The organism is Sulfitobacter sp., assembly GCF_041552635.1.
Taxonomy (GTDB): Bacteria; Pseudomonadota; Alphaproteobacteria; order Rhodobacterales; family Rhodobacteraceae; genus Sulfitobacter.
This window is the reverse complement of the sequence record NZ_JBFEKM010000024.1, coordinates 1-13013: the sequence shown is the minus strand read 5'-3', so window position 1 is coordinate 13013 and position 13013 is coordinate 1. Positions and strand designations below refer to the sequence as shown.

Below are 13013 nucleotides of genomic sequence, written 5' to 3'. Positions count from 1 at the left end.
GTTCGCGCCGTAACCCCTTTAGGTTTCGGCCTTTTTCTCCCATCGACCGGATTCTTCAGACCAGTATTGCGCCGATGCACCCGCCGCTTTCAGCGCTTTCCACTGGCTGCGCGCCTTGTTCAGGGCAATCTCGTCTTCGCCGTCGAACATGATACACACGCGGTCCAGTGCTGCGACCTCGGCGGCTGAAACGTCGGCCCCGTGGATCGAAAAAACGCATGAGGCCCCGTTCGGTGTTTCAGCACTGGTGGTCAGCAAAATTGGTTGGTCTGCGTCATGGAGTCCGCCAGCCATGCCATGCGGCAAGAACCCGTCTTCGGGCCCTTGCCGCCACAGCGCTGCATCCATTTGCGCCAAAGCCGCCGCATCCGTGCCCCGCACCGCGACACGCCAACCTGCCCCTTGGGCCTTGCCCAACAGCATGGTTAACGTGTCGACCAAGGGACGCCGCGTGAGGTGATAGAAATAGGCGGCCCCCATGGGTTACTCGGCCTCGAAATTATCTGAAATCAGGCGGTTCAGCGATGCGACCCCCCAACCAGTCGCGCCAACCGGTGCCAATGCGGTCTCGGATTTGACCGAGGCGACGCCAGCGATATCCAGATGGATCCACGGTGTTTCATCCTTTACGAACCGTCCAAGGAACTGCGCCGCAGTGATAGAACCGCCCGGACGGCCGCCGATGTTTTTCATATCCGCGATGCGACTTTTTAGCAGTTTATCATAGCCTTTGCCCATGGGCATGCGCCATGCGCCTTCATTTTCGGCATCAGCGGCTTTCAAAAAGGCATTGCACAGCGCATCATTGTTCGAAAATACGCCAGCGTTCTCATGGCCCAAGCCGATGATGATCGCCCCCGTCAGCGTGGCCAGATCAATCATGCCAGCGGGCTTAAAGCGTTCTTGGGCATACCACATCACGTCGCACAGCACCAAACGACCCTCGGCGTCGGTATTGATCACCTCGACCGTGTCGCCCTTCATGGATTTGATCACATCGCCGGGACGAATGGCATTGCCCGACGGCATGTTTTCCACGATGCCCACCAGCCCCACCACATTTGCCTTGGCCTTGCGCAGGGCAAGGCTGCGCATCACACCCGCCACAACGCCAGCGCCGCCCATGTCCATGGTCATATCTTCCATGCCCGCACCTGGCTTGAGGCTGATCCCGCCGGTGTCAAACACCACGCCCTTGCCGACCAGCGCGAGCGGTGCCGCGCCTTTTTCGCCGCCATTCCAATGCATGACGACGACATAGGACGGGCTGTCAGATCCCTGCCCGACCGACAGCAGCGTGCGCATGCCAAGCTCTTCCAGCTTGGCGTCGTCCAGCACTTCGACCTCAAGCCCGAGAGATTTCATTTCGGCCAATCGGTCGGCAAATTCGGTGGTGGTCAGGAAATTCGCAGGCTCATTGGTCAGATCGCGGGTCATAAAGGCACCATCGGCAATGGCCAGCAGCGGTGCGGCCGCGGCTTCGACCTCGTCCGGTTTGCTGGCCATGACGGTCACACTGCCCTTGCGCGGTTTGCCGTCGCTTTTGCGATCCTCAAAGGTATAATCGCGCATGGCAAGGCCGAAACACAGCTCTGCGGCTTTGCGCAGGCCCCCCGAGAGCAGCAGTAAATCCGCATCACCACGCCGTTTGGCAAGGCTGGCACCTGCCTTGCGCAGGTCTGTGATGTCGGCATTATTTGCCAGCTGCACCACATCGACGGCTTCGGCGGCCATGCCGGTGGGGTATCCCATGCTAAGCACATCACCTGGTTTAAGGTCCTTGAAGGCGGTGCTTTGCACCAGACGCTCCAGCGCGCCTTTGGTCAGCTTGTTGATCCGCCGCGCGCTTGGGTTCATCTTGCCGGTCGCGTCCACGGTTACCGCCACGCGGCCATCATGTTCAGCGATCTTTTCAATATCGGTTTGCGCGAAGGTCATTGGCGTCAATGCAGTCATGGGGCACCCTTGTTATCTGATTTGCCCCCAAGACGTAACGCGCTGCGCCTCTTAAGGCCAGATAGCAGTTTTCGAGGCTGGAATTTTCCGTTAAGATTGCTGGTGTATACATCCTCCAAGACCTAAGGGACGCAGATTGGCCAAGTTCGACCGCTACATGTTGTCCCAATTTCTGACCCTGTTCAGCTTTTTTGCGCTGGTACTGGTGGCGATATTCTGGATCAACCGTGCCGTTATCCTGTTTGACAGGCTGATCGGTGATGGCCAGACCGCTTTGGTGTTTCTTGAATTCACTGTGCTTGGCCTGCCGCGTTTGATCACCACTGTCTTGCCCATCGCGACCTTTGCGGGGGCTGTTTATGTGGTCAACCGGATGACCAGCGAATCCGAGCTGACTGTTTTGCAGTCCACCGGCACAGGTCCGTGGCGCTTGGCACGGCCGGTTCTTGCCTACGGGATATGTGTGGCGTTGATGATGTCCGCGCTGACCCATGTTCTGGTGCCGATGGCCAAGGCACAGTTGAACGAGCGCGAAGCCGAGATATCCCAAAACGTTACAGCCCGCCTGCTGACTGAAGGAACGTTCTTGCACCCGACATCAAAGGTGACATTCTACACCCGTCTGATCGGGACGGACGGCGTGCTGCGCGACGTGTTTCTATCGGACCGGCGCAACCCTGACGAAGGCGTGATCTATACCGCATCAGAGGCCTATCTGGTGCGCAACGGCGATGGCACCACGCTGATCATGGTGGACGGTCTGGCGCAACGTTTGCAGGTTGAGGGCAAGCAACTGGCGACCGCTAAGTTCAGGGATTTTTCCTTTGATATCTCTGCCTTGGTCAGCAGCAGCACTGACAAGAACCAATCCATCGACAGCATGGTGACATTTGATTTGCTGGGCAATTGGGACGCTCTGGCCAAACAGACAGGACAGAACCGCGGTGATATCGCCGAAGAGGTCAACGCGCGCTTTGCCGATCCGCTCTTTTGCATCATCGCGGCGATGATCGGCTATGGCGCGCTAATCATGGGAGGGTTCTCGCGCTTTGGCGTCTGGCGCGAAATCGTATTCGCCTTTGGTTTGCTGATTGCCATAGACGGGTTTGGCAATTCCCTAGTCGAGACTGTGCGCGCGGATGCCAGCCGCTGGCCGGTTTTGTATGTGCCCAGCCTTGTCGGGGCCGGTCTGGTGCTGGCGATGATCTGGCAAACGGCACATCCCGGCTGGACCAAGCGATTGCGCGCGCAAAAGGGGGCATCATGATCCTGCATCTTTATTTTGCGCGGCGGTTCCTGACCGGATTTGTGCTGATCTCGGCTGTTTTATTCGCGCTGTTGATACTTGTTGATATGGTGGAACAGGCGCGGAAATTTGCGAGCCATGATATTGGCTGGCAGGGACTGTTCGGGATGACCTTACTGAACACCCCGCAAACGTTGAACCTGATTTTGCCGTTGATCATGATCCTGGCGACGGTGGTGCTGTTTTTGTCTTTGGCCCGGTCGTCTGAACTGGTGGTGACCCGTGCCTCGGGGCGTTCCGCGCTTAGCGCGTTGCAAGCACCCGTCTGGGTGGCATTCATCATCGGCATCATGGCGGTTGGCATGCTGAACCCGATCGTGGCGGCGACGGCGAAACGCTATATCGAACTGTCCGAAAGTATCCGCGCCGGGGGCGTTTCAGCCCTGTCAATCAGCGACGAAGGCTTGTGGTTGCGCCAAGGTGGCGATCAGGGTCAAACGGTCATTCGTGCGTGGCGGTCCAATGCGGACGCATCTGTGTTGTACGACGTTACGTTTCTTTCCTACGCCCCCCAAGGCGGCCCGATCCGGCGGATCGAGGCATCAAGTGCGGCGTTGGAAGACGAAGGCTGGGTGCTGTCGGATGTGAAATCCTGGCCGCTTGAACTGGGGGTGAATGCCGAAGGCAATGCGGAAGTTTTCGACACGCTCACCCTGCCCTCCACGCTGACACTGGACCGTATCCGCGAAAGCATCAGCGACCCCGGCGTCGTATCGATCTACGAACTGCCCGGGTTTATCCACCAGCTTGAACAAGCCGGATTTTCGCCGCGCCGCCACAAAGTGTGGTTGCAGACAGAACTGGCGCGGCCGTTCTTTCTGGTCGCGATGGTTCTTGTTGCGAGCGCTTTCACCATGCGCCATACGAGGTTCGGAGGCACAGGTGTTGCGGTGCTGGCGTCGGTTCTGTTGGGGTTCGGTTTGTATTTCATTCGCAGCTTTGCGCAGATTTTGGGTGAGAACGGGCAAATTCCGGTGGTTCTTGCCGCTTGGGCACCGCCTATCGCGTCGATCCTGCTGGCCCTTGGCCTTCTTTTGCATGCCGAGGATGGCTGATATGCGCCTGATTGCCCTTCTTTTCCTGATCCTCTTGCCGTTGCAGGCCGTCGCGCAGGACGCAGATACGCCAGCGGCGATGCTAGTGGCTGATGACTTGTTCATCACCCGCGACCGCGTTTTGGTGGCCCAAGGTAACGTCGAAGCATTTCAGGGCGATATTCGCATTCGCGCGCAAGCGATCCGCTATGACGGTCAGACAGGATCGCTGAGTATTGAAGGGCCCATTGTGCTGAACGACGGGGCTGGCACGGTGATCTTGGCTGATGCAGCGTCGCTGGACCAAGGCCTGCAAAACGGCTTGCTGCGCGGCGCGCGGATGATCCTGAACGAACAACTGCAGCTGGCTGCCGTTCAGATCGACCGCGTTGATGGTCGCTATAGCCAACTGTATAAAACTGCCGTCACGTCCTGCAAAGTCTGCACCGAAGGCGAAGTACCTTTGTGGCAAATTCGCGCGCGCCGAGTGATCCATGACGAGGTGGCGCAGCAGCTTTATTTCGACGATGCGACGTTTCACATCCGGTCCGTTCCGGTGTTCTATCTGCCGCGCCTGCGCTTGCCTGACCCGACACTGGACCGCGCAACGGGTTTTCTGGCCCCCAGTGTGCGCACGACATCGCAACTGGCGACGGGCCTCAAGATTCCGTATTTCATAAAACTTGGCGACAGCCGCGATCTGACCCTGACGCCTTATATTTCGTCAGCCACACGGACGCTGGAATTGCGGTACCGGCAAGCGTTCTTAACGGGGCGCATTGAATTTAACGGGGCCTATTCGCGCGACGACCAGCACCCTGACGAAACCCGCGGCTATTTTTTCGGGACCGGTGCCTTCGACATGGGCGGTGACTATCTGCTAAGCTTTAACATCAAGACGGTCAGCGACGAGGCGTATTTCACCGAATACGGCTATTCCGATGAAGACCGGCTGCGCAGTGATGTAACGCTGTCGCGCACGCGGCATGACAGCTATTTCCGCACAAGTTTGTACAACTTTGAATCCCTGCGCCCCGGCGAGGTCAACGCGACCCTGCCGACATTGGTCGTCGATGGTGAATACGAGCAGCGGTTTTTCCCGAAATTCGTCGGTGGCGAAGTCCGGCTGGCCTTGCAGGCCCATAGCCACCGGCGCAGTTCTGACCTCGATACGGATGGGCCGGATGCGGATTTGATCCCCGACGGGCGCGATGTGGCGCGGATCAACGGCAAGATCGAATATCTACGGCGCGACACCTATGGATCGGGCATCGTCATGGACACGCGGACGGGGGCGACATTCAACTTCTTTGACATCAGTCAAGATCGCAGCTTTGCCCAGAACCATTATGACTTGGCCCCGTTTGGAGCGCTAAGCTTGAGCTATCCCATGGTGCGGCGCAGCACTGGAGATGTTTCGCAGGTCCTGACCCCGCTGGTGCAACTTGGCTGGACGGGTGGTGATCGGCTCGACATTCCCAATGACGAAAGCACCCGTGTTGAATTTGATCAGGGTAACCTTCTGACCCTGTCGCGGTTTCCGCGACCGGACCGTCGCGAGCGCGGTGCCGTGGCGGCTGTCGGCGTCAGCTGGTCGCGCATCGATCCGGCCGGTTGGGACGCGCATCTTGCGGTTGGTCAGGTGTTTCGGAATGTTTTTGACGCGGAGTTTTCGGATAGCTCGGGCCTGTCGGGCACCAGTTCTGATGTCTTGTTGGCGGGGCAAATAAGCAACCGGGCGGGGATGTCGTTGACTGGGCGTATGCTGGTCGATACCGACTTTGAGATTTCCAAGACCGAGTTGCGCGGCGCGTGGTCCTTTCGCAAAGCCAGCCTTGGCGGCACCTATGTCTGGCTTGAGGCCGACCTGGCCGAAGACCGTGCGATGGCCGTGTCCGAGATTTCCCTTGATGGGACCTATGATATTGGCAAACATTGGACCGCCAGTGCCGACCTGCGTTATGACGTTGAAAATGATGATGCCGCTACGGCGGGGCTTGGGCTGACCTACAACAATGAATGTGTCAGCGTCGACCTTTCGGTCCGCAGGCGCTATACCTCCTCAACAAGTGTTGAGCCCTCGACTGATATCGGGTTTAACATCGGCCTGCGGGGCTTTTCGGCCTCCAGCGGAACAGAAAGATATGTGCGATCATGTGGGAAGTAACCAAGATGAACCTGAACCGTCTGACACGTAGCATCGGCCTGATTGGCCTTGCTTTGATGACTTCGACTCCGCTTGCTGCGCAAAATCTGTATGCGCCGGTGGCGCGGGTCAATGAAACAGTCGTGACAGAATTCGAAGTCCAGCAGCGCCAGCGGTTCTTGCAACTTCTCAACGCGCCCGGTGCCACCCGCGAGGGGGCATTGTCGTCGCTGATCGACGAACGCTTGCGCAACGAAGCCGTGGCAGAGGCTGGCATCGCCCTGACCGCTGAAGGAATTGATGAAAGCCTGACCGAATTTGCCGCGCGCGCCAACCTGAGCGCCGATGAATTTGTTTCGACACTTGAACGGTCGGGCGTCGCGAAAGAAACCTTTCGGGATTTTGTTGTAAATTCCGTTGGCTGGCGTGAATTGATCCGCGCGCGCTACAATGCGCGGGTGCAGATCACCGATGCCGAAATCAATCGCGCGCTTGGGGCGACCCGTGGCGGCGGCGTGCGCGTGCTTCTGTCCGAGATCATCATACCGGCCCCGCCCCAAGATGCAGCACGGGTGAATGCCTTGGCTGAACAGATATCCCAAAGCCGGTCTGCGGCTGAATTTTCGGGCTTTGCCAGCCGCTATTCCGCGACAGCGTCGCGCGGGCGTGGCGGGCGGCTGGACTGGCAGGACCTGGCGAACCTGCCCCCCAGCCTGCAACCGCTGATCCTCGCGCTGGCACCGGGTGAAGTGACCGCACCGCTGCCCATTCCGAACGCTGTTGCCCTGTTTCAACTGCGCGACATTCAGGAAACCGGGGCAACCACGCCGGTCTATTCCGCCATCGAATATGCGGCCTATTACATTGCCGGAGGCCGGAGCGAGGCCGCATTGGCCCAAGCCCAAACCCTGCGCGGCCGCGTGGATACCTGCAATGACCTTTACGGCGTTGCCAAGGGCCAACCCGCCGAGGTGCTGGACCGCGTGACCAAGGCCCCTGCCGAGATCCCGCAAGACATCGCCATCGAATTGTCCAAGCTGGACCCGGGCGAAGTCTCGACGGCACTGACCCGCGCCAGTGGTCAAACCTTGATGTTCTTGATGATGTGCGATCGCACCAGTGCCTCCAATCAGGATGTATCGCGTGTGGATGTGGCCAATGCTTTGCGCCAGGAGCGTTTGTCGGGCTATGCCGATCAGCTTTTGGAACAGCTTCGGGCCGATGCGCGCATTGTGCGCAAATGACCTTGTCGGACAGTTTATCGGGCAAGCCGGTGGTGATCTCCTGCGGGGAACCCTCCGGCATCGGTCCCGAGGTCGCGGCACGCGCATGGGCCAAACTTGCTGGCGAAGTGCCCTTGGTTTGGCTGGGCGATCCGCGCCACCTGCCCCGTGACATCCCCCATGTCGTGATCGACAACATGCAAGACGCTTTACGCGCTGGCCAAGACGCGCTGCCGGTCATCGCACACCCCTTTATGGCTGACGCCATTCCCGGCCAGCCTGATCCTGCCAACGCCCAAGGTGTGATTGACGTGATTGCCCGCGGTGTTGCCATGGTACGCGCCGGTCAGGCTTGTGCGCTGACCACCGCGCCGATCCACAAAAAAGCGCTCAAGGACGGGGCCAATTTCGCCTATCCGGGGCATACGGAATATCTGGCCGCCCTTGCCGGTGTCGATGACGTGGTGATGATGCTTGCGTCCGATCAATTGCGCGTGGTGCCCGCCACCATCCACATCGCACTTGATCAGGTCCCGGTCGTTTTGACGCCCGATCACCTGCGCCGGGTGATTGAAATCACTGCCACAGGTTTGCAACGGCAGTTCGGCATTCCAAAACCACGCCTTGCCATTGCGGGTCTGAATCCCCATGCGGGCGAAGGCGGTACCATGGGCCATCAGGAACGCGACTGGATGGAACCCCTGATCCAGCAAATGCAGGCCGAAGGCTATGACCTCATTGGTCCCCTACCGGCCGACACGATGTTTCACGCAGCTGCCCGCACCCGCTATGACGCCGCGATCGCGATGTATCATGATCAGGCGTTGATCCCGATCAAGACCCTCGATTTTGACCGCGGCGTCAACGTTACGCTTGGCCTGCCATTTATCCGTACCTCCCCCGACCACGGCACTGCATTCGACATCGCGGGTCAGAACATCGCCAACCCCACCAGCATGATCGAAGCCATTCGTCTTGCGCAAAAGATGGCGCAGTCATGAGGCTTCTCTGGCTCTTAAATATCCTCGCCGAAGGCATAAATCACTTTTGGCGAACCATCTCCTCAAACGCATTGGGCACCACATGACCGCCATAGACAGCCTGCCGCCCCTGCGCGATGTGATCAACACCCATGACCTCAAGGCGCGCAAATCTCTGGGGCAGAACTTTCTTCTCGACCTGAACCTGACGGCCAAGATTGCGCGTCAAGCGGGCGATCTGACCGCCTGCGATGTGCTTGAAATCGGCCCTGGTCCCGGTGGCCTGACCAGGGCGCTGCTGTCCGAGGGCGCGCGCCATGTGCTGGCGATTGAAAAAGACGCGAGGTGCCTGCCTGCGTTGGCTGAAATATCCGATGCCTATCCCGGTCGGCTGACTGTGATCGAAGGCGATGCACTTGATATTGACCCGCTGGCCCATCTGACGCCACCAATCCGGATTGCCGCGAACCTGCCCTATAATGTTGGCACAGAACTGTTGGTCCGCTGGCTTACGCCACCGCAATGGCCACCGTTTTGGGAAAGCCTGACATTGATGTTCCAACGCGAGGTCGCCGAACGTATTGTCGCCCAGCCCGGATCAAAGGCCTATGGCCGCCTCGCGTTGCTTGCCCAGTGGCGTGCGGATGCGCGGATCGTGATGCATCTGCCCCCCGAGGCCTTTACCCCTGCGCCCAAGGTTTCGTCGGCTGTGGTGCATCTGACCGCTTTGGCTGAACCGCGCTTTCCTGCTGACCCAGCGGTTTTGTCCCGCATTGTTGCAATGGCCTTCAACCAGCGGCGCAAGATGCTGCGGTCCGCCCTGAAAGGGGCTGCATCAGACATCGAAGACCGCCTGATCGCGGCGGGCCTGAAACCCACAGACAGGGCCGAACAAATCCCGCTTGAGGGGTTTTGTGCCTTGGCCCGCGAAATCGCGAAGCCCTAGGGCGAAAGCGCAAGACCAGATCTACTCGAATGCAAAAAGGCCCCGACAAACGTCGGGGCCTTTTTACGACCATTCTGCGGAATTGCTCCCGGCTTATTCGGCGGCTTTGGGCTGTTCGCCAGTCGCTTGTTCTGCGCTTGAACTGTCCGACCCCTTGCCGCCCTCTGCATTTGCATCTGGCTGTGGCTTGCGGCGCGGGGCGCGACGGGGCTTGGGCTTGCTTTCTGGTGTGTCTACCAGATTGCTTTCCTCTGCACTCGGCTGATTTGCCTCAGAAGGTTGGGCAACCTCTGCAGGCTTGTTGCGGCTGCGGCGGCGTTTGGGTTGCTCGGGTTTTTCAGGCGCGGTATCAGGCTGCGCATCGCTGGATTGGCTAGTGTTAGCTTGGCCTTTGTTAGAATTGTCCTCGGCAGTGTCGGACTGATCGGTTTGATCATGACCCTGATGGGGTTGGCCCCCATTTGCGGCCTCGCGTTCCTGACGTTCGGCACGCTCGCGATCACGTTCGGCTTGGCGCTCGCGGTTCTGGCGTTCTTGTTCTTCCTGACGCTCGCGCTGCTGGCGTTCCTGTTCCTCGCGGCGCTGGTCTATTTCACGCTGCGCTTCTGACAGCATGCGCAGATAGTGTTCGGCATGCTGCTGAAAGTTTTCAGCCGCAACGCGGTCATTGCTGAGCTGCGCATCGCGGGCCAGCTGATTATATTTTTCAATGACTTGCTGCGGCGTGCCGCGCACTTTGCCTTCGGGGCCAGAACTGTCGAACACGCGGTTGACAACGTTGCCACCCTGCGGCTGGCGGTTGCGATTGTTCTTGGAACGGGACCGTGATCTGGAAGATTTCATGTAATCAGTTCAGCCTTGTTATGCTGTGCTTCGATAAAAAGCTGCCGGACACATCCGTATCCTACTTAAGCTAGCCTTACGCTTTGTTGGGCTTAACGCCGCGCGGGACCACCAAATTGGCATCCACCGCTGCAACATCTTTGAATAAACACGGCTGTCGTGTTGGAGCAAGCTTAAACTGCGCAAAATCCGACGGAAACGCGATTTTTTGCTGCATTCACGCCGGAGTGTCGGCCCAAAGAACACGGTCCCGCCCATCAAGGTCCGGTAAAATGCGTACGCGTCCCCAACCGGCAGCTTTGAAAATTTGCGCCACATCGGCCCCTTGCTGCCAACCGATTTCTGCCAGAACCCGGCCCGTTGCCGTCAGATAACCCTGCGCCTGGGATGCAATGACACGATATGCGCTAAGCCCGTCCAGCCCGTCGGTTAGCGCCATTTCTGGTTCATGCAGTCGCAATTCAGGCGCGACACCTGCCATCTCGCTTTTCGCAAGATAGGGTGGATTCGCAACAATCAGATCAAAGCGTCCCTCGGCGGCACCAAACCAGTCCGATTGCCGGATATCAGCGCGTGCAGCGACGCCGTGCAACACCGCATTGGCGCTGGCTTGCAGACATGCCGCCTCGGACAGATCAAGGCCCAAGCCCCGTGCGTCGGGGCGTTCAGCCAAAAGCGTCACCAGAATACAGCCCGATCCGGTGCCAAGGTCCAGCACGGTTTCAAACGGTTCGGACAAGGCCAGTTCGATCAGCGTTTCGGTTTCAGGGCGCGGATCCAGCACATCACAGCTGATCCTGAAATCGCGCCCGTAAAACGCGCGCTGTCCCACCAGATGCGAAACAGGCACTCGCACGGCACGCAATGCGATCAGATTTTCAAAGCGTTCGGCGATTTCGGGGGCAATTTCTTCGGGGGCAATCAAAGTGACCCGTGAGGCGTCCACGGACGCCGCATGGGCTAGCAATACCCGTGCATCGCGCGCAGGGTCCGGCACACCGGCAGCGCGCAACCGTGCCGCAGCGGCCGCCATGGCCTGTGCTGCGGTGGGCGCGCTCACTGTCCCATCTCCGCCATCATTTGCGCTTGCGCGTTTGCGGTCAGCGCATCGATAATTTCGTCCAGATCGCCCTGCAAGATCGCATCAAGACGGTAGAGCGTCAGGTTGATGCGATGATCGGTCATGCGCCCTTGGGGGAAATTATAGGTGCGAATACGTTCCGACCGGTCGCCGGACCCCACCTGAGCCGCGCGATCGGCAGACCGCGCGCTGTCCACACGCTGGCGTTCCGCATCATACAGCCGCGCCTTAAGAACCTGCATCGCGATCTCTCGGTTGCGGTGCTGGGATTTCTCGGACGACGTCACGACAATCCCGGTGGGAATATGGGTGATGCGCACGGCGGAATCTGTGGTGTTAACATGCTGGCCGCCTGCCCCCGAACTGCGCATCGTATCAATCCGCAGATCATTGGGGTCGATGTGAATATCGACATCCTCGGCTTCGGGCAGCACCGCCACGGTCGCGGCCGAGGTATGGATACGCCCGCCGCTTTCGGTCGACGGCACGCGTTGCACACGGTGGACGCCGGATTCGTATTTCAGTCGGGCAAAGACATTCTGGCCCTTGATATGGGCGACGACCTCTTTGACACCGCCAAGTTCGGTCAGTTGTTCCTCGATCAGATCGAATTTCCAGCCTTGGGCTTCGGCATAGCGCTGGTACATCCGCAGCAGATCTGCGGCAAACAACGCGGCCTCGTCGCCACCGGTACCCGGGCGTATCTCGAGCATGGCAGGTTTGGCATCAGCAGCATCTTTGGGCAATAGCGCAAGCTGCAAGCTGGCTTCGGCTTTCGGCAACTCTGCCTTCAGGCGGGGCAGCTCTTCCTCGGCCAGTTCTGCCATCTCGGGGTCTTTTAACATGGCACGCGCCTCGTCCATGTCTTGCAGTAACTGGCGATATCCTTCGATCTGTTCGACCACAGGGCGCAGGTCAGCGTATTCCTTGGCAAGCTTGGCAAAATCCGCACCATCGGATCCGGCAGACATCGACGCTTCCAGAAACTGGAAACGCTGGGTAATCTGGGCAAGGCGGTCCATGGGGATCATCGGGTTTCTGTCGCTGATGATGACGCTTTGGTCAAGAGCCGCTTTGTGATAGAGTTACTTTCATGAAACAGATTGCAGCCCTTTTGTGCCTCTCTGCCCTGCCCGCGCTTGCCCAAGGGACCTATCCCAGCGGCAAGGCGATTGAATGCTACTGTACTGATAAAACGGGAAAACGCGTCGAACTGGGCCAAAGCATCTGCCTTGAAGTTGGTGGGCGCAGGTTTATCGCGCAGTGCCAGATGTCACTGAATGTGCCGATGTGGCGCGAGATCCAGCAGGGCTGCCATAGCTCGTCCTTACGAAATCTGCCCGATCCCGGCCAAAACCCGCTGCAACCGGTTTTTGTTGACGCCCATGTCTGATTTGCCAAAGCGCAAGCGGCCATAAATCACGACACGGGTCTGCGCGCCGGCATCTTCGCGCGCGATCGTTGTGAAGTCTGGAAACCCCCAAAGCAGGGACCGCGT

General features: G+C 58.9%; 12 protein-coding genes. 6 read left to right on the top strand and 6 right to left on the bottom strand.

The features are described from left to right. Positions 1 to 18: 18 nt before the first annotated feature. Both ABYT07_RS04510 and ABYT07_RS04505 read right to left on the bottom strand, forming a co-directional pair. Positions 19 to 480: a DNA polymerase III subunit chi gene (locus tag ABYT07_RS04510; RefSeq protein ID WP_372989770.1), complete on the bottom strand. Its 462-nt coding sequence runs from the start codon at positions 478 to 480 to the stop codon at positions 19 to 21. Positions 481 to 483: 3 nt separating this feature from the next. Then, entirely contained in the window at positions 484 to 1956 is a 1473-nt protein-coding gene (locus ABYT07_RS04505; protein WP_372989769.1) for a leucyl aminopeptidase, read from the bottom strand. A 136-nt stretch (positions 1957 to 2092) separates the two neighbouring features. Here ABYT07_RS04505 and lptF point away from each other — a divergent pair, with 136 nt between their 5' ends. The 6 genes from lptF (at position 2093) to rsmA (ending at position 9591) form a co-directional block, all read left to right on the top strand. Beyond that, entirely contained in the window at positions 2093 to 3223 is a 1131-nt protein-coding gene (lptF, locus tag ABYT07_RS04500; RefSeq protein WP_372989767.1) for an LPS export ABC transporter permease LptF, read from the top strand. After that, entirely contained in the window at positions 3220 to 4317 is a 1098-nt protein-coding gene (gene lptG, locus ABYT07_RS04495) for an LPS export ABC transporter permease LptG (RefSeq protein ID WP_372989766.1), read from the top strand. The genes lptF and lptG overlap by 4 nt, the downstream gene beginning before the upstream one ends. Position 4318: 1 nt before the next feature. Beyond that, the gene (locus ABYT07_RS04490) at positions 4319 to 6463 is read left to right on the top strand and encodes an LPS-assembly protein LptD (RefSeq protein WP_372989764.1); all 2145 of its coding nucleotides are present in this window, start codon (positions 4319 to 4321) and stop codon (positions 6461 to 6463) included. Next, positions 6451 to 7686 carry a peptidylprolyl isomerase gene (locus ABYT07_RS04485; protein WP_372989762.1) on the top strand — a complete coding sequence of 412 codons (1236 nt, stop codon included), beginning with the start codon at positions 6451 to 6453 and terminating at the stop codon, positions 7684 to 7686. The genes ABYT07_RS04490 and ABYT07_RS04485 overlap by 13 nt, the downstream gene beginning before the upstream one ends. Beyond that, positions 7683 to 8666, top strand: coding sequence for a 4-hydroxythreonine-4-phosphate dehydrogenase PdxA (gene pdxA / locus ABYT07_RS04480; RefSeq protein WP_372989761.1), 984 nt, complete (start codon positions 7683 to 7685; stop codon positions 8664 to 8666). The genes ABYT07_RS04485 and pdxA overlap by 4 nt, the downstream gene beginning before the upstream one ends. Positions 8667 to 8748: 82 nt before the next feature. Next, complete coding sequence (gene rsmA, locus ABYT07_RS04475) at positions 8749 to 9591, top strand: 16S rRNA (adenine(1518)-N(6)/adenine(1519)-N(6))-dimethyltransferase RsmA (RefSeq protein ID WP_372989760.1); 843 nt, start codon at positions 8749 to 8751, stop codon at positions 9589 to 9591. A 93-nt stretch (positions 9592 to 9684) separates the two neighbouring features. On the opposite strand, the gene ABYT07_RS04470 is transcribed toward rsmA, so the two are convergent. From ABYT07_RS04470 to ABYT07_RS04455, 4 genes are all read right to left on the bottom strand, one after another. Beyond that, positions 9685 to 10434, bottom strand: coding sequence for a DUF4167 domain-containing protein (locus ABYT07_RS04470; RefSeq protein WP_372989758.1), 750 nt, complete (start codon positions 10432 to 10434; stop codon positions 9685 to 9687). A gap of 217 nt (positions 10435 to 10651) precedes the next feature. Then, entirely contained in the window at positions 10652 to 11494 is an 843-nt protein-coding gene (gene prmC / locus ABYT07_RS04465; RefSeq protein WP_372989757.1) for a peptide chain release factor N(5)-glutamine methyltransferase, read from the bottom strand. Continuing rightward, positions 11491 to 12546 carry a peptide chain release factor 1 gene (gene prfA, locus ABYT07_RS04460; RefSeq protein WP_372989756.1) on the bottom strand — a complete coding sequence of 352 codons (1056 nt, stop codon included), beginning with the start codon at positions 12544 to 12546 and terminating at the stop codon, positions 11491 to 11493. The genes prmC and prfA overlap by 4 nt, the downstream gene beginning before the upstream one ends. A gap of 296 nt (positions 12547 to 12842) precedes the next feature. Next, a complete protein-coding gene (locus ABYT07_RS04455) occupies positions 12843 to 12974 on the bottom strand; it encodes a hypothetical protein (protein WP_372989799.1) in 132 nt (43 codons plus the stop codon). Positions 12975 to 13013: the final 39 nt, after the last annotated feature.